At 45.5% G+C, this 25,437-nt stretch carries 20 protein-coding genes; 12 read left to right on the top strand and 8 right to left on the bottom strand.

Annotated features, from left to right (window positions below; genetic code table 11):
• Positions 1–25: 25 nt before the first annotated feature.
• The 5 genes from ACODJP_RS03715 to ACODJP_RS03735 form a co-directional block, all read right to left on the bottom strand.
• The gene (locus ACODJP_RS03715; protein ID WP_422478591.1) at positions 26–922 is read right to left on the bottom strand and encodes an HNH endonuclease; all 897 of its coding nucleotides are present in this window, start codon (positions 920–922) and stop codon (positions 26–28) included.
• Between the two features lie 140 nt (positions 923–1,062).
• Positions 1,063–2,970, bottom strand: coding sequence for a DNA/RNA helicase domain-containing protein (locus ACODJP_RS03720; protein WP_422478593.1), 1,908 nt, complete (start codon positions 2,968–2,970; stop codon positions 1,063–1,065).
• Positions 2,971–3,003: 33 nt separating this feature from the next.
• A complete protein-coding gene (locus tag ACODJP_RS03725; protein WP_422478595.1) occupies positions 3,004–3,354 on the bottom strand; it encodes a nucleotide pyrophosphohydrolase in 351 nt (116 codons plus the stop codon).
• Positions 3,355–3,471: 117 nt separating this feature from the next.
• Entirely contained in the window at positions 3,472–4,557 is a 1,086-nt protein-coding gene (locus ACODJP_RS03730; RefSeq protein ID WP_422478597.1) for a helix-turn-helix domain-containing protein, read from the bottom strand.
• Complete coding sequence (locus ACODJP_RS03735) at positions 4,554–4,916, bottom strand: type II toxin-antitoxin system RelE/ParE family toxin (RefSeq protein ID WP_422478599.1); 363 nt, start codon at positions 4,914–4,916, stop codon at positions 4,554–4,556. The genes ACODJP_RS03730 and ACODJP_RS03735 overlap by 4 nt, the downstream gene beginning before the upstream one ends.
• A 321-nt stretch (positions 4,917–5,237) precedes the next feature.
• On the opposite strand from ACODJP_RS03735, the gene ACODJP_RS03740 reads away from it, so the two are divergent.
• The 8 genes from ACODJP_RS03740 to xdhC all read left to right on the top strand — a co-directional run bounded on the left by ACODJP_RS03740 (position 5,238) and on the right by xdhC (position 15,925).
• A complete protein-coding gene (locus ACODJP_RS03740) occupies positions 5,238–7,205 on the top strand; it encodes a TRAP transporter permease (protein WP_422478601.1) in 1,968 nt (655 codons plus the stop codon).
• A complete protein-coding gene (locus ACODJP_RS03745; RefSeq protein ID WP_422478603.1) occupies positions 7,202–8,182 on the top strand; it encodes a TAXI family TRAP transporter solute-binding subunit in 981 nt (326 codons plus the stop codon). Before ACODJP_RS03740 ends, ACODJP_RS03745 begins: the two co-directional genes overlap by 4 nt.
• Before the next feature lie 283 nt (positions 8,183–8,465).
• Complete coding sequence (locus ACODJP_RS03750; protein WP_422478605.1) at positions 8,466–9,959, top strand: UxaA family hydrolase; 1,494 nt, start codon at positions 8,466–8,468, stop codon at positions 9,957–9,959.
• Between the two features lie 41 nt (positions 9,960–10,000).
• A complete protein-coding gene (locus ACODJP_RS03755) occupies positions 10,001–10,867 on the top strand; it encodes a histidinol-phosphatase (RefSeq protein ID WP_422478606.1) in 867 nt (288 codons plus the stop codon).
• A gap of 21 nt (positions 10,868–10,888) precedes the next feature.
• Positions 10,889–12,049, top strand: a complete 1,161-nt coding sequence (locus ACODJP_RS03760; protein WP_422478608.1) for an LCCL domain-containing protein — start codon at positions 10,889–10,891, stop codon at positions 12,047–12,049.
• A gap of 209 nt (positions 12,050–12,258) precedes the next feature.
• A complete protein-coding gene (gene xdhA / locus ACODJP_RS03765) occupies positions 12,259–14,547 on the top strand; it encodes a xanthine dehydrogenase subunit XdhA (RefSeq protein WP_422478610.1) in 2,289 nt (762 codons plus the stop codon).
• A 12-nt stretch (positions 14,548–14,559) separates the two neighbouring features.
• Positions 14,560–15,447, top strand: a complete 888-nt coding sequence (gene xdhB, locus ACODJP_RS03770; protein ID WP_422478612.1) for a xanthine dehydrogenase subunit XdhB — start codon at positions 14,560–14,562, stop codon at positions 15,445–15,447.
• Positions 15,440–15,925 (top strand): xanthine dehydrogenase subunit XdhC, encoded by a 486-nt coding sequence (gene xdhC / locus ACODJP_RS03775; RefSeq protein ID WP_422478614.1) that lies wholly within the window; start codon positions 15,440–15,442, stop codon positions 15,923–15,925. The genes xdhB and xdhC overlap by 8 nt, the downstream gene beginning before the upstream one ends.
• 81 nt (positions 15,926–16,006) lie before the next feature.
• Here the strand turns inward: xdhC and ACODJP_RS03780 are convergent, their stop codons facing one another.
• Positions 16,007–19,138 carry a GNAT family N-acetyltransferase gene (locus ACODJP_RS03780; RefSeq protein ID WP_422478616.1) on the bottom strand — a complete coding sequence of 1,044 codons (3,132 nt, stop codon included), beginning with the start codon at positions 19,136–19,138 and terminating at the stop codon, positions 16,007–16,009.
• Between the two features lie 59 nt (positions 19,139–19,197).
• Between ACODJP_RS03780 and ACODJP_RS03785 the strand changes: the two genes are divergently transcribed.
• Entirely contained in the window at positions 19,198–19,740 is a 543-nt protein-coding gene (locus ACODJP_RS03785; RefSeq protein ID WP_422478618.1) for a hypothetical protein, read from the top strand.
• The gene (locus tag ACODJP_RS03790) at positions 19,737–20,762 is read left to right on the top strand and encodes an HD domain-containing phosphohydrolase (protein WP_422478620.1); all 1,026 of its coding nucleotides are present in this window, start codon (positions 19,737–19,739) and stop codon (positions 20,760–20,762) included. The genes ACODJP_RS03785 and ACODJP_RS03790 overlap by 4 nt, the downstream gene beginning before the upstream one ends.
• A gap of 3 nt (positions 20,763–20,765) precedes the next feature.
• Here ACODJP_RS03790 and ACODJP_RS03795 read toward each other — a convergent pair whose 3' ends face one another.
• Entirely contained in the window at positions 20,766–21,209 is a 444-nt protein-coding gene (locus tag ACODJP_RS03795) for an OsmC family protein (RefSeq protein WP_422478622.1), read from the bottom strand.
• Positions 21,210–21,340: 131 nt separating this feature from the next.
• Here ACODJP_RS03795 and ACODJP_RS03800 point away from each other — a divergent pair, with 131 nt between their 5' ends.
• On the top strand, positions 21,341–24,028 hold the full coding sequence (locus ACODJP_RS03800) for a cation-translocating P-type ATPase (protein WP_422478624.1): 2,688 nt from the start codon (positions 21,341–21,343) through the stop codon (positions 24,026–24,028).
• On the top strand, positions 24,021–24,566 hold the full coding sequence (locus ACODJP_RS03805; protein ID WP_422478626.1) for a hypothetical protein: 546 nt from the start codon (positions 24,021–24,023) through the stop codon (positions 24,564–24,566). The genes ACODJP_RS03800 and ACODJP_RS03805 overlap by 8 nt, the downstream gene beginning before the upstream one ends.
• On the opposite strand, the gene ACODJP_RS03810 is transcribed toward ACODJP_RS03805, so the two are convergent.
• On the bottom strand, positions 24,556–25,431 hold the full coding sequence (locus tag ACODJP_RS03810) for a GNAT family N-acetyltransferase (protein ID WP_422478628.1): 876 nt from the start codon (positions 25,429–25,431) through the stop codon (positions 24,556–24,558). The two genes, ACODJP_RS03805 and ACODJP_RS03810, sit on opposite strands and share 11 nt — an antisense overlap.
• Positions 25,432–25,437 lie beyond the last annotated feature (6 nt).

The raw sequence follows: 25,437 nt of genomic DNA on the forward strand, positions 1-25,437 counted from the left end.
CAGCTTATGGTAAAAGATAATTCTCTCAGCCCATGAATTGCTGGTACTTTCGTTCCAAGAAATTACGATCAGGCCAATCGGCCCTTCGTCTCGGGAGAATGATTTTTTTGCTATCCAACGCCTTAAGCCCATATTGTAGCATCGGACCGTCACTTTCAGACAAGATATCCTCTCGTACATGAACTGTATAGTCAGGATCTATTCCAAGAATGTTATGATCAAAGGCAGCATGATGTATCTTACAAAGTGAAAGTCCATTTGTAATCTCAGGTACACCGTCTTCATCCGAGTCGGGAATAATATGTGCAGCATCGAGTAGGTTTGGATGGTGGAGGTTACACATGGTGCAACGTTCGCTATAGGCATGAAGTACTAATTCACGAAATGCACTTTGATGAAGACGATGACGAGTCTCCACCATTGCATATCGTCTTACATCTGCTGATGAGACTTGAAAATCTTCCCATGAGGTATCTGGTTGGAGATTATTATAAGCAGGTTCTATTACGGCTTTAACAAAAAGTTTATCCGGATAATCTTCAATAATGAGCACCGGCCATATTGCTTGATAGTGATGATTGAGAACTTCTTTAAAAAATATAAGGGGAGTTCTTGTTTCGAGTGCCCGCCTCATATTCCGATTATCTCGCTGATTAGGATCGGTACCCCTGTATGCATACGTAATGGTACCATCTTTGCCGATACCATCAAGATTATATGGCCCATTGGTTCTAGATGTAATAGAAATCGGACACTCAAAACCCTTGGGAGTCCAGATTCCTGTCTGGCCTTTAAGTGTTATCCGTCTTCCATGCCACTCGAAACCTTCAGCAAGAAACTTACCAGAAAAAACCGAATTGTACATCGCAAGATCAGAGAGATATCTGAAAGCTGCAAAACGAGCTTCTTTTTCCCAATTCATGTACACAAGCATACAGCAGGCCAAATCATGCGTAAAGAATATTCTCATAGCAGGTATGGTTTAATTAATCATGTATGGTAATTTGACCTGGGAACATACAGTAAAGCACTCCCCAATTTCAGCAGATTTGTACGACTACATCACCGGCTGATAGCAGATTTCAGATATCCTGCCAATGCAGGGTCGACACAGTACACATAGCAGCCTTTCATGCCTCTAGTCATGAGAGTACGGTAGGTATTACGTATGATTGTATCAATCTCTGAGAGAGCTTCACTATCGCCTTTTCTTGCCGGACCGATGAGCCCGGTAAGCGACTTATCCGACTTAGCTCGTTTGGTGAAATCGGTAATCACGGTACCCTCTTGGTACCGAAGATCTGCACCTATAATCACCCCTACATAACTGAATTCCAATCCTTGGGTAGTATGGATACATCCGACCTGATCGATGGATCCAGTGGAAATTGCATAGGTACGGTCACCACTAAGATTCCATGGCATGGCAAAACCATCGATTTCTATATCAGTGCCCTTGTCGGGATTCTTTTTGGTTACCCATTCCCAACAATAGCCAGCTACCAAGCGGGCTTTACCATCAATATTATTCTTTTCACGAATGAGTAGTTCCAATTCATGGGGACTGTCCAACACACGGAAGTCGTAATCGATCCCTTGCAACGTAGTATTGGCTGTATCGCGAATTTGCAAGGTATTATCGAGCCATGCGAGATACCCATTAGAACCATTGCAGCGGAATTGGCTCACCAACTCATCTTCAATAACCTCGGCTCCAAGAACTTTTGCCCACTTTCGGATAGTTTCTCTGCTACCATAGTCGAATGAGGTGACCTTCTGATCTTCATCGATGAAAAATACCGAGAGACGGGCAGCTTGAATTATCTCCATGACTTGATCTTCTCCCCGAACTACCGGACCTTGGCGACCTTGTTTGTTCAAACGATGAGCTTCATCGACAAGTAAAGCACCAAATACATTCTCTTGGGCACCAATGAAGGCTCCGGAGCCCTTGAACAGGTTGCCGATATACCGTTTTTTCATCGCTCCTTCAGAAAGCTTTGCTTCGAAAACATTACGAGGAGCGCTATTTTTGGTAACATAGGCACAGTATTGTTTTTCTTGGAGCAACCTGACTAGCAAATTGATAGCGACTACAGTCTTACCGGTTCCTGGACCACCTGAGATTATAGCTACCCGCTTCCTAAAATCTTTTGTGCACAGCTTGGCGAGGGAAATGATTCTTTGGAATACCACCTCTTGTTCATCTATGAGCAGGAATTCTCGTTTCCCTTGTATCATAGAAAGCAATGCATCCTGTAGACTTTTCGATGGACGGATATCGCCATTCTCTATATAGACAAGGGTCTGTTTACGATCACCCTTGCGGATAAATTGTTTTATGAACTGCTGAAGCTTCCGGGCATCTCCCCGGCAGAAGACGGGAGCCTGGTCAATAAATTCCTTGAAATGGGGCAAGAATAGGGGATCTTGTTCATCAGAGTTTTCATAATTATGTAAGTAGGCGCATGGAGAGAGGTGTATAGGAATATCCTGGACATTCGCGTTGAAATCACTAATGAGTGTCTTATAGCTATAGGCTTGGTAGGATGGATGCACCGTGGTATGTGGACGGCCTTGGAATTTGGTTATGACTTCATGGGATAAATCGGGAGAACTTACTGCGAGAAGTTGATCAATGTTTTCTATCGGAAAGACCTCGCTCCATTGCTTCAGCTCCACGATAACCGCATGATGTCTTTGCTCATCATCCAATCCAGAGATGATGAAATCGACTCTCTTGGAACTCTGGGGAATGGTGAACTCGATTGCGACTCCCGCATCTTGGGGAATCCCGTCATCGTGCAAAACCTGGGACATGTACATCATGGAGTGCTGCCATGAACGCTTCTCACTGGCACCCACAGAACGATGTAACATGGTACGCATTTGTTGCTCAATCTTATCATCGATAAAACCATTGAGGACATCGTCGAGAAATTGACTTTTTTCGCCCTGGTATACCAACAAGGACAACTCCTATTCACTATCCAAAACTATTTTTCATAGAGTTCGGTATATTTTTTTATGTGTTCCTCTCGCCTTCTCCACCGGATATTTTCTAGCATTCTTTTCCATCTTCGCCAGAAATGCAGTTTTGATATCGATATCAAGATCATGACTTAGAAGGAGTACCCAATAGAGGATATCGGCTAGCTCCTCTCCTATCTCCCGCTTTTGTCCTTCCATGTGATCGAGTACCTCCTGGGTACTTTTCCACTGGAAGTGCTCCAACAATTCCGTAGCCTCCAAAACCAAGGAAATAGCAACATCTTTATAAGTGTGGAATTGTTTCCAGTCCCGTGCCTCACGGAATGCAAGGATCCGATCGGTCAGCTCTTGTATTTCATCCATAGTGATTTCTCTCTTGTGTAGGTAAGCATAGCATAATTCCTGTTATACAGGACCTATTTTTATCTAATAATTAATGATGCAAGTACCCGGTATAAAATCTTATGGGTTGCAGAAAGGTCATTCCCAAGTGAAAGTTCTTGTCAGATCTTTGAAATATGACCAATTCCCTGTGAGATGTCGATATCTTCCAGCCACTATACCTGGACTGATTGCAAGATCTTGTGCTAGATCAATGATTTCTTGACGAGTTGTGATATGTGCAATTACCGCATCAAATTTCTTTGGAATCAATGTATTCGCTGCAAAACGATCGGCCTTTTGTTCTTCACTATCGGTAGAATTCTTTCCAGCGATATAAAGTCGTTTCTTTTCTCCAAATAATACATGGTACGCCTCATGGTAAAAGGAAAACCAGAATATGTCCTCACCTTTTCCTCGCAGGTTCAACAATATCATCACTTTATCCTGCGAAAGCCATTTTGAAGCACCATTCCAGGGAACTTTTTTAAACTCCCTCACCAAGGATAAGGCAACCCCTGCCCGCGCACATGCGTCTCTCAATTGGTCAAGAAATTGCTCTGGTGCCAAGACCGTCATTCTTCGGATTTCATGCAAGACTTGTTTGAATAGATCTTTGTTGAAAGGTTCACATACAATCTTACGGGCTTCGATTTCACCTAGGCGAAGCCATGCGGAAGCAGCCCCAATGTGTGTTTCAAAGCAATCAGAACGCCTGGCAGCTACTTCTGGATTTGTCCAAACATCGTGCCAAGCATCAACATTCGAGACACCATAGAACCTCAATGCCTCTCGAGCAATACTTGCAGTATCAGAAACATCAGGTAAGACCCCTCGTGCTTTCAACTCAAGAATCGGAATACTCTTCAACCATTCTTTGCTTTGTTCCAACTCTCTTGATTGTATGATCTTACTCAATTGTTCGCGATATTGCATTTCCAGATTGTTCCACATTCGTGCAGGAACACCAGTAACCATTTCAAGCTTGATTGCCGTTTCAAATGTTATCGGTTGAAGCCCTTTCATAATACGAACGATTGTCTGTTCCGTAAGACCTGTCCTTGCGGCAAGTTCCTTTTGTGTCATCGACAATCCATCAAGTACTTCACGTAACGTTTCGCCTGGTGCTATTGCATAATCCGGGTCATAACCGAAGGTTTGGTTTCTATTTTTCTTCTTACTCATCTCGAGCCTCTTCTTTGATTTTTCTTATCGTGGGTATCTTCAATTGCCAGGACTTCTATTTCAGTCACAGACTGACGATCAATACCTCCATCTTGCTTCATTGGCATAGGGACATGTGCTGGTTTAAAAAGCAATCGATACGGGTGTTCGACGTCCACAGAAAAGACACCCTTTCTATTTTCCAATTCGTGACATCTAGTCGGTGGTAGATGTGAAAGATCTTCAAGAGAACCAGCAGCTCTTATTTCCATGAGTCTCTGTCCTAGTTTTTTTCCCAGTCTCTCTCCGAAAGCTTTATTCATTTCACGGTGAACACTGCATTGCCTCTGTAGTTTCTTCGTACTGAAAATGATCTCCATCGCCCTTCCTTGTACAATATGATTAACATATCATGTTAACCAGTTATTTGCAATACAATTCCTATGAATAGGTAGCACCGCATCGTCCGCCACCGACTTGCAAACAGTATGGGAGCAAGGGATAAGGTGGCGATATAGACGATAGGAGCGTAGGGAAAGGCCTTTCCCTGCAAAAGACCTCGATATCATCACTCGCTCATCAAGCACTGGAGATAAAGACACTTTTGCATACTCTTCCTATTAATATACAAAATTCTGCATATCCAAATTGACAAAACCGTAAACTACCAATAGATTGGGAGGTAATTTTGGGGAATATGCATGGAACAACAAACGCCTGTCTCACTAACAGAAGAAGAACTCAAAGCACAAGAACTCTTAGGTGAAAAAGAAGCCGATAGCAAATTGCGGATCTATACTGGACCATTAGGACAAACGATAACCATTCTATTTTTGGTCTGGGCAACATTCCAAGTCTATGCGAATACATTGGGAATGGTTGATGCCATGTCACTGCGAACCTGGCACCTCTTCTTCCTCCTCGGGTTCACCTTCCTTCTCTTCCCCACCTTCACAAAGGAAAAACGAAAGAGAGCACTACCCCCCATCTGGGATATCGCCCTTTTGGCAACCACCATGTTCGTCTTCGCATACCTTTTAAAGAATTACACCGAAATAGCCAAGCGTGGAGGCTACCTGTTGACGGGAGACCTCATTGTAGCCGGTATCACACTTGTTCTCCTATTTGAAGGTGGCCGCCGGGCAAGCAAGAACTTGGCCGTCTTGGGTCTTGTTTTCCTCCTCTACAATTTCCTCGGCATGCTCATCCCAGGAGAACTCGGACACGTTGGATTCAGTCTCAAACGTGTTCTTAACCATATGATCTGGGGGAGCCAAGGAATCTTCGGCGTAGGAATCGGCGTAAGTGCAACCTATATCTTCCTTTTCGTACTGTTCGGATCGTATCTGAAATACAGTGGATTCAGCCAATTTATCAACGATATCGCACTGACCATGGTGGGAAGAAGTGCCGGAGGTCCCGCCAAGGTAGCCGTCCTTGCGAGTGCATTGTTGGGAATGATCAATGGATCTGCAATCGCCAATGTCGCTACAACTGGGACCATTACCATCCCTATGATGAAAAAGACCGGCTATAAGAAAGAATTCGCAGCTGCAGTCGAGGCGGTGGCTTCCACCGGTGGACAATTCGCTCCCCCTATCATGGGAGCTGTTGGCTTTGTCATGGCCGAATTCATGGGAGTCAGCTATACCACCGTATTGCTCGCAGCCTGCATACCGGCATTCCTCTATTATCTTACCCTCCTCTTCGCTGTCCACTTCGAAGCCAAGAGATTAGGCCTTTCAGGATTGAGCAAGGAAAATATTCCCCAAGCCCTGGAGGTGCTCAAGAAACAGGGCCACCTCATGATTCCACTCGTTGTGCTCCTTGTGATGCTCAGCCTTGGCTACACTCCGCTATTCGCCGCAGTGGTATCTATTTTCGCCACAGTCGCAGCATCGTGGCTCCGTAAAGAGACCCGCATGACATGGTCTACCATCATAAAGGCTACCGTCGAGGGCTCCCGATCCGCTATCACCGTTGGCATGAGCTGCGCAATCATCGGAGTTATCATCGGAACCGTATCCCTCACCGGTCTTGGCTTGAGCTTTGGGTATATCGTCCTGAGAATCGTAGGAGAGGGGCAGCTCTATCTTGGAGGACTCATGGTCATGATTATGAGCATAGTCCTTGGAATGGGGGTTCCCGGAGTAGCCGCCTATGTTATCGTATCCACTGTCTCTGTACCAGTACTGATACAGGCAGGGGCTATCCCTATGGCAGCACATATGTTCTGCCTGATCTATGCATGTCTATCGAATATCACCCCACCAGTCGCCATGAGTAGTTACGTAGCTAGTGGAATAGCCAATTCAGACCAGACTAAAACCAGTCTCATCGCTGTGAAACTCGGCCTTACCGGTTTTGTCCTCCCCTTCTTCTTCCTGGATAACCCGATATTGCTCCTCGGTACCGTTGCAGACATACCGCTCATGCTTACTCTCCGGGCTATCGCAACATCGAGTATTGGGGTAATCGCCCTATCTGCCGGATTACAGGGATATCTATTCCGAAAGCTTCACACCATAGAAAAAATTCTACTTATCGTCTCGGGTTTGTTGTTCATAGAGACGAAGATGATCACCGACCTTATCGCTTTGGCAGTATTCGGTTCGATCACAGTCATACAATTCATGCAAAAAAGATCACTTATAGGAGAAAAAATATGAAAAGAATCAGTGTGATGATCGTACTTGTGGCACTACTGGTGCCATCAATGGTATTTGCTGCCGGAGGGCAGGAAACAAGTGCCCAAGTCGAAAAGACGGTAATCAACTTTCCTACCGCAGCGACGACAGGAGCCGTTTATCCTCTCGGGTCAGCCATGAGCAATCTGTGGAATACCAAATTGCCCAACGTTCGTGCCAGTGCTCAAGCGAGTGCAGGTGGAATCGCAAACCTCAACATGCTAGCTGATGGCGAAGCCCAGCTCGGAGTAGCCGTAACCTCCATCATGTATGAATCATTCAATGGAATCGGTTCATTCGAAGGACGTGCAAACCCCAATCTTCGTGTTATGATCGGACTGTACTCCAACCCAAACCAGGTGGTGGTTACCGAAAACAGCGGCATCAACTCCCTCTCTGATTTGGAAGGAAAGCGATTTGCCTCCGGTGCTCCCGGATCCACCACGGAAGTCGAGACAGCGATCCATCTGAAGACCAGTGGAATCAACTATCCCGATGCCTTGCGTGTCCAGTATGTCGGTTTTACCGAAGCAATCGACCTCATGCGCAACAAGCAACTTGACGGAGCTTGGATCATGGCTGGTATCCCCAATGCGGCTGTTACCGAAATGCTCTCCACAGCTGGTGGAAAGTTGGTGAATATCGAAGAGAGTCTTATCGAAAAACTCAAGAGCCAGTACCCTTGGTACGGTGCTTATACGATTCCGGCAGGGACTTACCCAGGGCAGGACGATGATGTCCTTACCTCCGCTATCAAGATCACTATCTGTACCGATGCCAGAGTCGATGATGATGTCATCTACGATCTAACCAAAACCTTCTGGGAAAACTTCGATGAGTTGAAAGAGACCCAGGCTCCCCTGAAGAAGGTCAACCCGGCAGAGGCTGTCCAGGATCTCGCAGGTCTCCCCATTCATGAAGGAGCTGCCCGCTATTACCGTGAGATCGGCTTACTGTAGATTTATCCTTTTGAAGGGAATATCCCTCCCGAATCAAACAGGACCAGTGCAGCTGGTCCTGTTTCAACGTTAAACGAAGTGAAAGTTTTTCATAAGAAAGCAATACCTTCCGTGTGTCCTGAAATGAAGAGAAGATATTTCATTTATGTTTTTCTTATAAACTGGAGACGCTCCCCTCTTTAAGAATAGGTCTTGAGTAGTTGGAAGAAAAGCATATGTACGTATTTGCCTCCCCTTCAAGTTAGGTTACAATAGGGGCCAAGACAACCTAATGGAGCTGAAAATGGAAAGAAAGTACATGAAAGTTAACCCTTCAGATACGGTCCTGGTAGCTTTGGCAGACTTACCCACTGGAACGGAAATCAGATGGGAGGGAACGGAATTTGCGCTGACTGAACCTATTCCGAAAGCCCACAAGTTCGCCCTTACGGATATAGCTCCCCGCTCCGATGTCATAAAATATGGTTCACCCATCGGAGCTGCTACCCAACATATCCAACAAGGTTCGTGGGTCCATACACATAACCTCAAAACCAAGTTGGAAGGTCTGCTTGACTATGCATACAATCCCTCCAAAAATGAATTCGCGGGCAATAGAAGTACTCTTGATTCATTTATGGGGTACCGTCGCGATACTGGATTGGTAGGAACCCGCAATGAGATATGGATCATTCCAACGGTATCGTGCGTCAACCATACTACCGATGCCTTAGCTAAAGCTGCCACTGCCCGCTTCGGCGATTGCTGTGATGGTATTTTATCCCTTCCTCACAATACAGGGTGTTCTCAAATGGGAGATGATGCCGAAATTAGCCAACAGATACTCAAAGGCATTGTCCAACATCCAAATGCCGGTGGTGTGCTGTTGGTTAGCTTGGGATGCGAGAACAACGATCTTGACCACTTCTTACCCGTCTTGGGCTCTTATGATAACAGAAGGTTAAAGACCATGGTCACCCAAGAGATCGTTGGCGATGAGATCGAAGCCGGCTTAGCCCTTATTGAAGATCTACTTCAGGAGATGAAGGATGACCAGCGTTCTGAAGTCCCCGCTTCCGAGTTGATAGTCGGCTTGAAATGTGGCGGGTCCGATGCATTCTCGGGTCTTACCGCGAACCCCCTGTGCGGTCATGTATCCGATCGTCTAGTAGATCATGGTGGAATCGGTATCCTTACCGAAGTACCGGAAATGTTTGGAGCGGAACAGTATCTTATGGACCGAGCCGATAGTAGGCAGACCTTCGATAGGATCGTTTCGTTGATAAACTCGTTCAAGCACTATTATTTGGACTGCAACATGCCAATCTATGAGAATCCCTCACCCGGCAATAAAGCAGGAGGTATCTCAACATTGGAGGAGAAATCATTGGGGAACATCCAAAAAAGTGGATCATCACCCATCACCGATACCCTTACCTATGGACAACAGGGAGAAAAACCTGGAATCAATCTACTGGAGGGACCAGGAAACGACAACGTCTCCATCACCAACCTTCTGGCATCGGGAGCACAAATCATCCTTTTCACTACCGGTAGAGGCAATCCCTTGGCAAGCATGGTGCCTACGATAAAGGTCTCTTCGAACTCGACCCTTGCCAATAATAAGCCGAATTGGATCGACTACGATGCCGGCAAAATCCTCAATGGAACGTCCTTTGCAGATGCGACCGAGGAACTATGGAAGCTCGTTCTTGATATAGCATCGGGAAAGAAAACAAAGGGAGAATTGAACGACTACCGGGCTATCATGGTATTCAAGAAGGGTGTCTTGCTTTAACACATCTGGTGGTTTTCATCTAAATTTGCGATACTGGGAACATGACCAACAGCATAACAACACACGTTGCACCACGACAGGCAAATCTCCATACCCACTCATGGTATTGTGGCCATGGTACGGGAGAACTTTCCGCATATATACAATCGGCCAAAGATGCCAATCTTGCACTCTTGGGATTCAGCGAACACTGTCCGGTTCCCGACCACCGTTGGAGAAATTCTCGTATGGATTTTTCCCAACTCGACGTATATGTGCAGGAATGCAGGACTTTGCAAAGGAAAGAGAAGGATATAACTATCCTCTGTGGTTTCGAATGTGACCATGACCCGCGATATGTTTCTTGGTATAGGGAACATCTTCACGAGGGAAACCGAGCTGACTATCTGGCCTTTGGTGTCCACTATCTGGATACACCCGAAAAGAACGATACCTTCGTAAAGAAACTTTCCTCTGATAAACGATGGCTCCATACCTATACAGACCGTTATATCAATGGAATCCTTTCTGGAAACTACCACTTCGGTGTACATCCAGATTTGTTCGGTATGTTCTATACTACGTGGGACGCAGAAGCAATCAGTTGTTCGAAAAGCATCCTTGAAGCGGCAGCAAGTCAGAATCTTCCCCTCGAGATCAACGGATATGGTTGTAGAAAACCTATGATAGATACGACCGAGGGCAAGCGACTGATGTATCCTATGCGACAATTTTGGGAACTTGCTACAAATTATGATGTACCTGTAATCGTGAATAGTGATGCACACCGTCCGGAGGATCTTAATCTCCATGGAGTAGGAGCATTTGAACTTGCCGATGAATTAGGTCTGCAGCTATCAGGCTGGATAGTCGAACGGACTACTGAAAATTTTACTACCCTCTCTTGCTCAAGTAGCGCTACACTATAGGCGACAAAGGAGGGCTTGTCCATGAGATACCGAAGCCTCTGGATTGTCCTTATAAGTGTGTTGCTCCTTATCTCCTGCACCACCTCGACCGACTCTATCGAGAGTACCACCATCGTTTCCGAGCAACCTGTGGTAGAAGAACAAATAGAGGATGCCATCCCAATATCTGAAGAATCGAGTCCATTACGTATCACATGGGAGACTACTGGTGAACCTTGGCGTGGCATGTATGGCCACAGGGAGACGGTATCCCTACCACCAGGAGGGTATGCTCGACCATACGATGGTACTGACATATTTACTCTCGATTCGAGTATTGGAAGCGCTGCTGTTTCTATGGGCCTGATTACCTATGAAGCTGGAGGTGAAGTCACTATCGAAATCCAGGAAGGTCCTGAATATACCAAGACAGATTCCTATGAGGGTTGGAACACCGTATTTGTGTTCATAGGTGACGACGGCTTCCCCATCGAAGAAGATCTTGAGGGTGTACTTATCATAGAAGAGCCTATGGATGAGAGTGAGTGGCTGGCCACAGTGGTAACCCCTACTCATTTCACTGTTCATAACGATACTATAAACATTATTACCTACTTGGATATCTTCACCAACGATATGCTGGCGGTGGATGAATTTGGCACGAACCTTCTTGCAGGACAGCCGCTACTCCCCTCCGAGACTAGAGAGATTCAACTGGCAGACCATCCGGATCTTCAAGAGGCTATCCTCTACCGTTATGGTCAACTATTCCATGTCCAAGCCCAAGATGCCATGATGAACGCCTACTATCGTGAATGGTATCCCGATTTCGATTCTTTGGATCTCATACTGACTGCAGGCGACCGTTATGAGCCAATCGTGGATGAATTGGAGCAAGAGATTTTAAACATCGAAAACCAATGTGGATACGAGATTGTAGAACTCTACCTACTGACACCGGAAATGGAGGAGAATCTCGATTTCAGTTGGGAACTATTACAAGGAGAGAGTCTATACGATTATCAGAGTATCAACATTCCTCTGGAGAAGATGCCTTTTCTTGAAGAGTTCCTTGTATCGGGAGATACCCGAAGCCTTTTGGTAGTCGCCTATGATTTGGATGACTATATGTTGGTAAGAGAATGGTTCCCCTTGGTGGATCCTTGGACTATCGTACTCACTGAGGATGATTTTTTCGAGTGATTCCTTGGATTCTATTCCCGAAGGAATCTATCGTTTGATTGATGGTTAATTTCATTGAATCTGCGAAAAAATCTTGAATTTGTTGCATTTTGTTGTAACATGGAAAGAGACGGGTGGTGGTCCTTTCGGCACTACCTGGAGAGCTTAACGGCGATGTGCCATACCAACACTACGTGCCACAGGTCTCGTCCCACGAACAGGAGGGGAAAATGCAAATAATCGGAACATCCTTGAATAGAGTGGATGCCAAGGAAAAAGTGACTGGCCAAGCAAAATATACTGGCGATCTGGTCAGTCCTCATGCCCTGGTAGCCAAAGTGCTGCACAGCACGATAGCCAACGGAATGGTAAAATCCTTCGATCTTGAAGAAGCATGGAAAGTTCCCGGTGTCATAGATATCGTTACCTGCTTCGATGTACCCGATATCGATTTTCCCACTGCCGGACATCCGTGGTCGACCGAAAAGAAGCATCAGGATATCGCCGATAGGAAGCTTCTCAATACGAGAGTACGATTTTATGGAGACGATGTAGCTGCAGTTATCGCAGAAAATGAGATAGCAGCTTCGCAAGCAATCAGGAAGATCAAAGTAACGTACGATGAGTACATGCCTATTCTCTCAGTTGAGTCGGCCATGAAACCGGGAGCTATGGCTATCCATGAGGAGCGCCCCGACAATGTTGTGGTCCACTCGAACTATGAAGTAGGCAATTTTGAAGAAGCGATCGAAGAGCCGGATCTCATAAAAATTGAAGGCGATTACCAAACCCCAATCGTATCACACTGCCATATAGAGAACGCGTTCTCATTCGCCTACATGGAAGCGGGGAAAATTGTCGTGGTAAGTTCCACCCAGATTCCCCATATCGTGCGACGCATCTGCTCGCAAGCATTAGGAATCGGTTACGGCGATATCCGTATCATCAAACCGTATATCGGAGGAGGCTTCGGAAACAAACAGGATGCCCTCACTGAACCATTGAATGCCTTCCTCACTACCCGAGTGGGAGGTCGTCCGGTAAAACTGGAATATACACGCGAAGAGACCTTTGCCTGCACACGAACACGACATGCTATGCAATTCCACATTGTTTCCTATGTACGTAAAGACGGGACCTTCGCAGCACGTTCAATTGATGCCTATTCCAATCAAGGCGCCTATGCTTCCCACGCCCATGCCTTGGTCGCCAATGCGGTGAACGGTTTTAGGATGATGTATCCCGTTGGAGCCATTAAAGGAAACGCCTACACGGTATATACCAATATGCCGACCGCCGGAGCGATGCGTGCTTACGGTATCCCACAAATCGCATTTGCACTTGAAGCGCATGTGGATGACATCGTGAATAAAGCTGGTTTCGACCCCCTGGAATTCAGGAAGAAGAATATGATGCAGCTGGGATGGGTAGACCCGATCACCACCATTACCTGCCATTCCACTGGTTTGTCCGAATGTATCGAAAAAGGCGATGCTTACCTTAACTACACCAAGAAACGGAAGAAATATGCCAAACAAAGCGGACCCATAAGAAAAGGTGTCGGGATGGGCATTTTCTGTTACAAGACAGGCGTCTATCCTATCAGTTTGGAAACTTCAGCTTGTCGCATGCTTCTGAATCAGGATGGTTCTGCACAGCTACAGATGGGAGCAACCGAAATTGGACAAGGTGCCGACACAGTCTTCAGCATGATGGCTGCCGAAACACTTGGTTTCACTATGGACAAAATACATATCCTTAGCAAACAGGATACCGATGTAACGCCCTATGATACGGGTGCATATGCATCCCGGCAGACTTACGTATCGGGTATGGCGGTAAAGAAGACAGCCGAATCCCTGAAAAAGAAAATTCTTGAATTCGCAGGTACCATGTTGGACAAGGATGCTTGGGATTTGGAGATACAGGACAATCAGGTGGTACATAAAAACCAGGATAAACCGCTCATTTCGGTTGCCCAGGTTGCCGAAGAGGCCTGTTACAGTCTGACTCACTCAAACCATATTGCTGCCGAAGAGACACACCATTGTAGCGACAATACCTATTCGTTCGGAACGTGTTTCGTTGAAATCGAAGTCGATATCCCCATGTGCCAGATCAAGGTCTTGGATATTGTAAATGTGCACGATTCTGGTCGGATCATCAACAAACAGACAGCCGAAGGTCAGGTCCATGGCGGAATGAGTATGGGGTTGGGATACGGTCTTACCGAATTCCTGAAATTCGATCCAAAGACGGGTCGCATGCTGAATGACAATCTGCTCGATTATAAACTTATGACGGCTTTGGACACTCCTGAACTTCACGCAGAATTTGTCGAAACAGTAGATCCGACAGGACCATATGGGAACAAGTCCCTCGGAGAACCACCGATCATTCCTGTGGCTCCAGCACTGAGAAATGCGCTTCTCAATGCTACCGGGGTTGCTATCGATTCTATACCGCTCAATCCAGAAAAACTCTTTTTTGCCTTCGAGAAGGCGGGACTTTTCAATTAAAGGGAGACCAAGATGTACGATTTCAATACACTCTACGAAGCTAGTTCTGTGGAAGAAGCCCTGAAACTAAGAAAAGAACACCCTGAAGCCTTGGTCCTTGCCGGTGGAAGCGATATTTTCATTAAACTCCGCGAAGGTAAACTGGCTGGCTGTAATCTCATCAGTATCTTCAAACTCGACGAATTACGTGGAGTCTATATGGAGAATGACGGAACCTTGCTCATCAGGCCGCTTACGAGCTTCTCGGGTATTACTTCCCATCCACTGATCAAAGAACACATCCCGGTACTTGGAGAGGCCGTCGATCAAATCGGAGGACCTCAAATACGGAATATCGGGACCATTGGAGGTAATATCTGTAATGGCGTAACCAGTGCCGATTCGGCTTCAACACTCAAAGCCTACGATGCCATATTGGAGTTGTCCAGCGTAGATGGAGTGAGAAATCTTCCCTTCGCCGAATTCAACCTTAGCCCTGGCAAAGTGGATCTTCGTGCTGACGAAATCCTTACCGCCATTCGAATTCCAAAGGATAGTTACGAAGATACCCATGGGCACTACATCAAGTATGCTATGCGTAAAGCAATGGATATCGCAACGTTGGGATGTTCTGTGAATGTGAAACTTACGAAGAACAAGAAAAGCATCAAACGGTTGCGTATAGCATTCGGCGTGGCTGCCCCGACTCCCATTCGGTCATTCACCGCAGAAAAAAGTGCCAATGGACATACGTTGGATACCGAGTTGCTTGATCTTATAGGAGAAGGAGCTCTCTCGGATGTCTCTCCCCGGAGTAGCTGGCGGGCGGCAAAGGAATTCCGGCTGCATCTGGTGAAGGAGCTTGCACGACGGGCAACCGTAGCATCTATCGAAAAAGCTGGAGGCAAAATCAATGGCTAACAAACTCATTACGTGTACCATCAATGGTAAGAAACGGGAATATTATATCGATATCCGCTCCTCTTTGACCGATATGTTACGGGGAGAGGCAGGATTGGACAGTGTAAAACACGGTTGCGATGTCGGTGAGTGTGGAGCATGTACCGTACTGATTGACGGTCTGCCATTCAACTCCTGCATCTACCTAGCAATTTGGGCAGAAGGTAAAGACATCTTGACTTTGGAAGGCCTGAGCAATGTGAAAGGAACCATCAGCGATATTCAACAGGCATTCATTGATGAAGGCGCTGTCCAATGTGGATTCTGTACGCCAGGGTTCATCATGTCCTCCATCCCTATCATTACAAGGAAAGAACCCTCCACCAGGGAGGAAATCCGTAAACAGGTCGCAGGAAATCTCTGCCGATGTACAGGATACGAGAAGATCGTAGATGCTATTGAAAAAACTCAGAAAAAGAGGATTGCTGAACGAACGTAGACCAAGCGACTCGTAGTCTCATGGTTATCCATGCTGGAATGAAAGGTATGCAAGTAAGCTTTCGTTGGGGAATAGAAATTCTCAGCCTACCTCCGCTTCACTCTCATCTCCGCCATCTTCTACATCGGTACTGAGGATTTTGTCCATTTCTGCCAGTACCCCCTTGGTATAAGGACCAAAATCAAATAGCGGGCGTAGACGCTTGAATAACGGTCGTACGAAGTGACGTAGCTGGCTTTTATCCTTCTCCTGGGTTGTCTTGTGTTGTAAGGCCAAAACAGTGACAGCGGAGGGAGAGAAGTAGGTTCCTACCTCACGGAAACCAAATTTCTTGTATAGTTTGATGGTCTTGGTATCATCCGAAAATACATCAATGATGACATCCTCTATACCCTTGCTTCTTGCTAAGAGAAATACCAAGACGATCAATCCAATAGAAACCGAAGTATTACGCATTTCCGGTAGTACCGCGAGACGAATGATCTCAGAACACTTCCTGGAATGCAAGACGGCATCGGCATCGAAGTAGCGAGATATCGGAAGTGGCCAAACAGTATCGGAGGTAATCAAAGAGACCGTTCCCACAGGTTGTAGACCTTTGAAAGCCAGAATATGGGTGGCTTTCTCGTCCTCTGCCCTATGGATCGTCTCCTCCATATAGCCTTTTTCTCCAACGAGAACTTTTCTCTGGATAAAGAAAACATCATTCATGCTTGCCTGATCGGTTACCATTCTGAAGCGGATCGCTTCCCTACCCGCCTCATTGAGAGGAAATATTGTCGTAAACTCTGAACCCACATTGACCTCACTCCGTACCCGAATTCGACCGCCCATCTTCTCAACAATCCCATAACAATTGCTTAATCCCAATCCGGTACCGGTACCTGGGGCTTTAGTTGTGAAAAAAGGTGTGAATATTTGGCTAAGATGCTCCTCAGGAATACCACACCCCGAGTCGCTTACCCTTATATGAACAAATTCATCCTTCTCAAAACAAGTCAATGTGAGCGTGCCATCCCCGTCCATAGCTTGGATTGCATTTACAATCAAATTAAGAAACAGTTGTTGCAAACTGCCCTCATTGGCTTCGATAATCGGCAGGGCATGATAATTCCGCTTAACGGTAATACTGCTGGAATCTATACCGCGCATCGCCAAACGGAGAGAGAATTCAAGCACTTTGATGATATCAACCTGTTGGAGTTCCCTTACCTCCTCCTTTCGGGAGTAGATAGAAAGTTCTTTGATTACATCGGCTGCTGTCTTTGCATAGGAGAGGATATCGGAAAGATACTCGTGATGTGGCGTAGACTCCTCTACTTCCGATAGCATGACCTCCGCCGTTCCATAGATTCCTGCAAGAGGATTGTTCAACTCATGAGCTATCCCAGCCGCCAAAGTACCGATACCAGCCATCTTCTCTGTTCTCACCAGCTCCTCTTGAAGGTTCTTCTGCTCGGTTATGTCATTGATAATCTCAATAAAGACACTCTTGGAGTTTTCAGGAACTCGAACATTGTGGAATTGGAAAGAATAGATACTCTCTGCAACCTCCGCTTCAGTCTCCTGTACCACACCTGAATGAAGACATTCCAGTCCTTGGCAAAAGCGACAGGGTTTGTTCCGCTGGAAAAACGCTCTATAGCATTTGCTTCCGATGAGCTCTTTCTTATTGTTTCCGAACAGCGTTACTGCAGCGGTATTCGCCTCTTGGATGGAGTAATCGATATCAATGAGACATACAGGTGAGGCGATTCCATTAAAGATAGCCTCCAACTTGTTCTTGCTCATGGTGAGTTCATCACCCTGGACTTTCAATTTCTCAAATGAGAGGGCATTTTCCAGTGATAGGGAACTCTGGGCTGCCAGGATCTCCAAGGCTTCCATCTCAATCGAAGTGAGCATAGACTTCATTTGACTAAAGCCGATCAGGATATAACCGGCAATCTGTTTGCGGAAAATAAGGGGAATGATCACATCGGTAGGAGGAAGTTGCGAACCTACGATAAATTTCGGCTCTTCAGGTTTGAGACTGATAATCGATGAGATGTTTTCACGGCTTAACCTCTGAAGCGTCTCATTGACCGAATCCGAGAAGGAAAAGACTACTTCGTTACCATCATGGAGCTCGGTCGGGCAGTTGCTGTTGGCAATGAGAATAAATTTATCGGCATCATCAATACGCTTGGCGACAAACAAGACCCACTCTGTCTTCAACCCAGTACTGAGATTCTCCACTACCTCGTGTCCAAGTTCCCGAAGATTGACAATCGTAGTCAACCGCTTACTCAGCTTCTTGATCGTGGTCTGATATGGATGACGTCGTGGTATAAGTACATTATCGACGATATAGGTAAAGAAGTTACGGATAGGCTGGAAAATAAGAACTGTGGATATACCAAGGATCATCGAAAGTTGGAAGACATCTCCAGGAACGAACGATGGATTGAACAATCTGATGATTGAAATGATAAGGTAATATGAGATGGATGCAATTATTGCAAGGATTGTTGAATATATGATCTTGAGACCCAAACGAGAGTAGTTGATCAACTTAAATTTATAAATGGTATAGAAGAGCAACATCGCGTTGATTGTCGCAGTGAAGATATCAATAGGATATTTTCCGAGAGCAGGAAAAATATTCATGAATGTACCTACGAGCATGATCACCACACCAACCAGAGGAGGTAGGAGATTGCTATGGCGGCCTTTCAATGGTTTTCGTTTTGTCCTAAAAAGCAGTACTCCTAAGGTAAAAAGCAGGTAAACATAGCTTACCGAATAGGCGAACACCGCACCTGGACCCAACTGATAGAAAAAGACGCCACTACTGGTGAATCCGGCATCATGGACGATGTTCCCGGTAATATTCAGGTAGGTGAGCGGTATAATGAGTAAATAACTGGAATAGATGAACCGTCTGATTATCTTGGTGTGTACTTCCAGGATGTCCAATATGAAATTCCCCAAGGCGAAAGGAACAGCAAGCAGACCAATCAACATCACCTTATTCCAAAACAGTGGCGTGAAGACTGTACTATTGAGGTGCATCATCATCGATCCGAAACTCCAGATGGAGACGAAAATCATGTAGAGCTGGAAAGACCAATAGAAACGATCCTTCTTATACTGGAGAAAACCAAAGCTGGCAAAGGACACATAGAGGATGAAGGCCACAGCGGGAATGATGGTGGAAATATCAATGATCATGCGAAATCCTTTTTGTACTATCCAAATGTACGCAACTTGTACTATTATAGTGGAAGTCTATGGAATTTATCAAACTATTTATAGTGGGATTCGCAGGATATTTATTATCTGGATTCCATGATGTAGCGATGTTGTACAACAAATCTTCACTGAAGAGAATCCTCTCTTTGGGTTTCTTCATTACGGCTATTCCCTATGTATATCTATTCGCCACCTATACATCACCCCATGGCAAGGCAATCGTCCTAACTACGATCCTGCTGATAACCCTTTTCGGTCTCCTGCTTATATATTCGGTTTTCATAGAGACAGCTCTTTTTTCATCGAAAGCTGGAACTCTCTATAGTGAGGGAACCTACCGTTTTTCCAGACATCCTGGATTCCTCTGGTACACCAAAATAAATGTACTGGTTGCCTTCTATTTCTGGAATTTCCACATCACGCTACTCTGCGTGGGGCTGATTGCCTGCAATCTTATCCTTATAAGCATTGAAGATATCATTCTCTTTCCCAAGTTATTTCCCACCTATAATGACTATAGGCAGAACACTCCATTTATCATATCACTAAAGAATCTATATTCTGGGAGAAAAGGCCGATGAACAAGCACATTGTTACAACTGACGACGATCCGGCAATCCGCAAGGTCCTACAACTGTTTCTCACCAAGGAGGGCTATCAGGTTACTCCTTGTAAAAATGGACATGAGCTGGAGGATGTACTCTTAGCCAAAGGGGAGACTATTGACTTGGTTCTCTTAGATATTAAGATGCCAGGTCCCAGTGGTTTCGAAATGCTCGAAGTTATTCAGCGAAAACACTCGTCAATTCCAGTCGTAATGCTCACTGCGTTTAATGATCTGGATACAGGAATGAAGGCAATTAGGGCAGGAGCCTCCGATTATCTGACAAAACCTGTCCGAAGGGAAACTCTTCTCGCTTGTATTGATCGGACCATATCCAAATCTGCCCTACAGAAAGAACGGGAGTCCAGACAATCACAAGAGAAAGATTATCAGAAGGGATTGGAAATAGAACTTAGCCGGGCAATGGAGGCACTCAAGAATACCACTAGAGCAACACTTGAAGCATTCTCGGAAACCATTGAACAGAAAGATGCTTATACCAAAGGACACTGCAATAGAGTCCGCAACATATCTGTAGCTCTGGGCAAAGCCTTAAGATTATCACATGAACGATTGGCTATACTCGAAGGCGGGGCACTCTTGCACGACATTGGGAAAATTGGCATCTCAGAGGAAATACTCAATAAGAAAGGCAAGTTGACGCAGATGGAGTTTGATATCATCCGGATGCACCCGATATCTGGTGAAAGGATAATCAACCATATCGAAATGTTCCAACCGTATCGACCGATTATCCGCAGCCACCATGAAAGGATGGATGGAACAGGCTATCCCGATGGACTGAAAGGTGAAGAAATTCCATTCGATGTTCGTATTGTAAGTCTAGCTGATGCTTTTGATGCCATGACAAGTAATAGGGCATACCGTTCAGCTCTTCCGACCGAAATAGCTGTTGAAGAAATAAAAATATGTTCTGGAACTCAATTCGATCCTGAAATCGTCGAGGTATTTATGGAGAAGGAAATTTTCCTCTTGTAACGGTCAGCTCTCTTTCCGTACTGAGACAGAGACATCAATACGTACTTCAGTCTTCATGGAATTGGAGATGAGACAATATTTTTCGGCTTTTTCCAGTAGTTTGATGGTCTTTTCCACATCTGAATCCTTCCCGACAACAACTTTCGGATATATCGTTATCTTTGTGAACTGGAGTCCACCTTCGCCCTTCTCCATGGTTCCCTCAGCCTCGGAAGTATAGTTAAAGAATTCCAACTTCGATTTCTCTGCGATCGAAAGAAATGTAGTCATAAGGCAGATTTCTGCAGCTCCTACAAAAAGATGCTCAGGAGACCAGATATCGGGATGTCCACCAGGAAACTCAATCGGTGTTGCGACTTCAATATTCGGCATCCCCTTGGTTGCCAACTTTCCTTTTCTTTGCGTGCTCCATTGTACTTGAGTATGGTACGTATGTATATCGCTCATAATAATCCTCACTTCATGTTTTACCAAAAAATATAGGTAAATTGTACTCTATCGACTACAGCAAGGAATTCTTAGCACCCTTTCCTCCGATATGTTATACTCGCACCATCCGAAACAACAGGAGGACCCCCTTGGACCCCTTGAAAAAACCACCTTACAGTTTCAGCGAGCAAGATATCATCGCAGACATGAAAACCCATGGAGAAAATGGATTATCAAACCAGGAGGCATCTCGCCGACTGGAGGAGTTTGGCCCAAATGCGATAGAGAGTGGAAAAAAAGTCTCAGCTTGGAAGATTCTCCTTGCCAATTTGAATAATATCATTGTCTATCTCTTGGTGGTTGCTGCTGCAGTAGCCTTCATCATGGGAGATACAGTAGAAGGGATTGCGGTTATCGTGGCAATTCTTATTGCGGTCTTCTCTGGATTCATTTCCGAATTCAAAGCCCAAAAATCGGTTGAAGCCTTGCAAAACATGGTGAAGACGATAGCGAAAGTAATCAGGGATGGCTCAATACGGGAGGTAGAATCAACCGAGTTGGTACCCGGTGATCTGGTATTCATTGAAGAGGGAGATTCCATTACCATAGATGGTCGGATTATCCGCTCTACAAACCTGGCAACCAATGAATCTGCCCTGACTGGAGAATCAGAGCCCGTAGAAAAAGAGTCACATATCATTGAAGAGAGTGAGGTATCCATTGGTGACAGGACAAACATGGTACATGCAGCAACAGCCGCCACACGTGGAAATGCTTATGTGATTGTTACCGGTACTGGAATGAAAACCGAAATCGGACGTATCAGTGATATGTTGGATCAGCAAGAGGAATCAGATACTCCACTCGAAGAGCAGCTCGATCGTCTAGGCAAGACTCTCATCATTATCTCGGCGGCAGTTGCCTTTGTGGTAACGATCGCTGGAATAATAACCGGAAAAGAGATCTATGAGATGATCAAGATAGGTATCATCCTTGCAATAGCCGCTGTACCGGAAGCACTTCCCGCAGTATCGACCATTACCCTGGCTCTCGGCATGCGAATCATGGCAAGACACCATGCCTTGGTGAAAAACCTCCCAGCTGTAGAGACTCTCGGCTCTACTACAGTTATTTGTACTGACAAGACGGGCACCCTTACTGAGAACCAGATGACGGTAACCCAGGTATACCTAGCGGACAAGGCCTTCTATTCGGTAGAGGGTAATGGATACGAGCCAAAGGGGACTTTGTATCAGGAAGGAACGGAAATCAACCCCACCGAACATGACAATCTTCTTGCTTTTACCAGAGCAGGTGTCCTTTCAAGTAATGCGACTTTGGTAACTGATGGAGATTATTCAGTAATTGGAGATCCTACAGAAGGTGCGCTCATTGTTTTGGGAAGAAAGCTTTCTATAGACAGGGATAGTATTGAAGAGGACAATTACCGTCGTATCGGAGAAATCCCCTTCGACTCAAAGGCAAAATATATGGCTACCGCCTACACACACTCCCAAGGAAAATCCATCTATATCAAGGGAGCTCCCGATGTATTGGCCGAGCTCTCAAAGTGTAGCCCGGGAATCGCCAAGGATCTCGAACAGGCAAACGACGGTTTTGCTTCAGAGGGGATGAGAGTCCTAGCCATAGGACACCTTGCCGATTATCGGGGAGATGGATCCGAATCCTCTATGCGGAAGGCTTTGGGAGAAGGCTTTGAGCTTCTTGGCCTTGCTGGGATCATCGATCCTCCACGTAATGATGTGAAGCAAGCCATATCTGAAGCTCGTCAAGCAGGTATCAGAGTCATCATGATAACAGGAGACCATCCCAAGACGGCGAAAATCATCGCCAGCCAGATTGGAATGGATATCGAAGGTGAGGTCATCACTGGGAAAGAAATGGACAACATGTCTGAAAAGGAACTTACCCAACGAATACGAAATACCAGCATTTTTGCACGTGTATCACCCGAGAATAAATTGCAGATTGTTCACGCTCTCAAGGCCGAGCATGAAATAACAGCGATGACAGGCGATGGAGTCAATGATGCTCCCGCTCTCAACGGTGCCGATATCGGTGTTGCTATGGGCATCCGTGGTACCGAAGTCGCAAAAGAGGCGTCTGATATGATCCTCACCGATGACCGCTTCTCCACTATTGTCGATGCGGTACGCGAAGGAAGAATCATATTCGATAATATTGAGAAATTCGTATACTTCCTCTTCTCGTGCAACTTCATCGAGATATTCGTTGTCTTTATAGCTATTGTACTAGGGCTTCCTATGCCGATCTTGGCTTTGCAAATTCTCTGGCTCAACCTAGTTGTGGATGTCTTACCAGCCATGTCCCTAGCTTGGGAACCGGGTGAGAATGGTGTCATGAAACGTAAACCTAGGAATCCAAAACAAGCTATCGTGACCCGCTCATTCCTTGTCCGTGTCTTGGGCAATGGTGCACTCATGAGCGTAGGAGCCATGGTAGTCTTCATTCTTGGTATCCGGTCAGGCCTACAAGAGGACACGGTAAGGACCATGGCATTCACCACGATGGCTCTTGGTCAGATTGCCCATATCTTCAATGTACGGGAGAAAGATTCTTTTGGGTTCGACAAAGGGATATTCCGCAACCGATTCCTTGTTATGGCATTGGTTATCTCTCTTGGACTACAGATTATGGCAATCTACTTACCATTTCTCAATCATGTATTGGAAACCACTCCTCTTTCCGGCATCCAATGGTTTGAGGTTCTAGCTGGGGCACTCATTCCTATGGCACTTATCCAACTGTGGCGGGTTTTTTCCACGAAACACGCAAAGGGAGAAATACATGCTTAAGAAACTTATATACGTCGTATGTATCATGCTCGTTACACTTGGATCACTCCCTGGCGGTAGTTTCCAGCAATATGAAGCAAGCACTGTAGCAGGCGATGATTTTAATTTCCCTACTGACGCTTTGGATAACAAGCCTGTCCTGTTCGCGTTAGCTATGGGGACAACACGCGAAAGTGGAGAAATACAACAAAAGCACCTTCTCCGATGGGATAGTGAAATCAAGGTCCGAAATACTCCCTTGAAGACATTGGCGTTCTATCATTTCCCGATTATAGAAGCTCCTCGATTCATCCATGGTGTGATTCGAAGAGGTATTGGAAAAAGCTACAAAGATATCGTTCTGGAAGAGCTGGCAGCCGTGATCTTCATCAAAGATACCGAAACTTTTGCCGAACAAGCAGGAATTCCATTGGATGACCAAGCTACAGTAGTCCTTGTCCTTCCAGATAACACAATCGCAGGTTATGTAAAAGGACCATTTTCCCTGGAATCAATGGGAAAGTTGGAACAATTGTATGACCGATTCATTAATCGGTAGTGGGAGGAATCCTGTAATAGCCTATATCAGATGTAATGACGAATCCCAATTTCTTATAGAGACCTAATGCACGTAAGTTGCTACTATTCACATCCAATACAATAGGCTTCCGTTCAGAGAGAAGTAGGTTAATAATATTTGAAAGAAAGACGGTCGCTATTCCTTTTCGCTGGTGTGAAGGATCGACAGCTACCGTATTAATGGAAATCCCCTTTTCATTTCTGCTGACAAAACAGGATGCCACAGCAATACCTGCCAATTCACCAATATACCCAGTCCTTTGCACAGCTCCCATAGCCGCCCGTATAAAACCAAGCGACTCATCATAGGGATCTTCGTAAGCTGCTGCACAGAGCGTAGCCATCGATTCTATATCGGACGATACTGCAGGTCGAATAACAACGGAGGTTCCCGTATGTAGTGAGTCAGTATCTTCTAGCAGCATCGAATACTCATGAAAAAGATCTTCGCCTTGTAGCGAGGCTATGAAATACCTCCCGCTTTCCGATTTATTGTCACAGAGAAGTAGCGTATCTTGTATCTTGAATCGAGCTAAGTTAGCCATCGCCAGACTAACCATCGATTTTCCGATACCCCGACAACGATATCCTATGGCTACACATACTGCAATCTCACCTTCATTGGGTTGAGGAGCAAATATGGTAGTTACACCAACTACTGTATCGCCGACAGAAGCTACCACATAGGCATGCATATCAGAGTGAAAATTTAAAGCTTCATCAAATCCGATGCCAGTTTCAAGTCCTTCACATTCTTCAACGGATTCTTTGAGTACCATCACCTGGGAAAAGAGGTCATCATCAAGATGTTTGTATGTTCGAATAGCAATCGTATCTTTTACCATACTCTA

This window comes from Pleomorphochaeta sp. DL1XJH-081 (assembly GCF_049310885.1).
Taxonomy (GTDB): domain Bacteria; phylum Spirochaetota; class Spirochaetia; order Sphaerochaetales; family Sphaerochaetaceae; genus CAYZJV01.

What these genes read in the sequence shown, in the direction of transcription:
- ACODJP_RS03745 (WP_422478603.1), top strand. Translation starts at nt 7,202, where the DNA reads ATGAAAAGAATCAGTGTGATGATCGTACTTGTGGCACTACTGGTGCCA.
- ACODJP_RS03790 (WP_422478620.1), top strand. Translation starts at nt 19,737, where the DNA reads ATGAACAAGCACATTGTTACAACTGACGACGATCCGGCAATCCGCAAG.
- xdhB (WP_422478612.1), top strand. Translation starts at nt 14,560, where the DNA reads ATGTACGATTTCAATACACTCTACGAAGCTAGTTCTGTGGAAGAAGCC.
- ACODJP_RS03750 (WP_422478605.1), top strand. Translation starts at nt 8,466, where the DNA reads ATGGAAAGAAAGTACATGAAAGTTAACCCTTCAGATACGGTCCTGGTA.
- ACODJP_RS03735 (WP_422478599.1), bottom strand. Translation starts at nt 4,916, where the DNA reads ATGGAGATCATTTTCAGTACGAAGAAACTACAGAGGCAATGCAGTGTT.
- ACODJP_RS03805 (WP_422478626.1), top strand. Translation starts at nt 24,021, where the DNA reads ATGCTTAAGAAACTTATATACGTCGTATGTATCATGCTCGTTACACTT.
- ACODJP_RS03740 (WP_422478601.1), top strand. Translation starts at nt 5,238, where the DNA reads ATGGAACAACAAACGCCTGTCTCACTAACAGAAGAAGAACTCAAAGCA.
- ACODJP_RS03780 (WP_422478616.1), bottom strand. Translation starts at nt 19,138, where the DNA reads ATGATCATTGATATTTCCACCATCATTCCCGCTGTGGCCTTCATCCTC.
- ACODJP_RS03785 (WP_422478618.1), top strand. Translation starts at nt 19,198, where the DNA reads ATGGAATTTATCAAACTATTTATAGTGGGATTCGCAGGATATTTATTA.
- ACODJP_RS03715 (WP_422478591.1), bottom strand. Translation starts at nt 922, where the DNA reads ATGAATTGGGAAAAAGAAGCTCGTTTTGCAGCTTTCAGATATCTCTCT.
- ACODJP_RS03730 (WP_422478597.1), bottom strand. Translation starts at nt 4,557, where the DNA reads ATGAGTAAGAAGAAAAATAGAAACCAAACCTTCGGTTATGACCCGGAT.
- ACODJP_RS03725 (WP_422478595.1), bottom strand. Translation starts at nt 3,354, where the DNA reads ATGGATGAAATACAAGAGCTGACCGATCGGATCCTTGCATTCCGTGAG.
- xdhA (WP_422478610.1), top strand. Translation starts at nt 12,259, where the DNA reads ATGCAAATAATCGGAACATCCTTGAATAGAGTGGATGCCAAGGAAAAA.
- ACODJP_RS03795 (WP_422478622.1), bottom strand. Translation starts at nt 21,209, where the DNA reads ATGAGCGATATACATACGTACCATACTCAAGTACAATGGAGCACGCAA.
- ACODJP_RS03760 (WP_422478608.1), top strand. Translation starts at nt 10,889, where the DNA reads ATGAGATACCGAAGCCTCTGGATTGTCCTTATAAGTGTGTTGCTCCTT.
- ACODJP_RS03755 (WP_422478606.1), top strand. Translation starts at nt 10,001, where the DNA reads ATGACCAACAGCATAACAACACACGTTGCACCACGACAGGCAAATCTC.
- ACODJP_RS03810 (WP_422478628.1), bottom strand. Translation starts at nt 25,431, where the DNA reads ATGGTAAAAGATACGATTGCTATTCGAACATACAAACATCTTGATGAT.
- xdhC (WP_422478614.1), top strand. Translation starts at nt 15,440, where the DNA reads ATGGCTAACAAACTCATTACGTGTACCATCAATGGTAAGAAACGGGAA.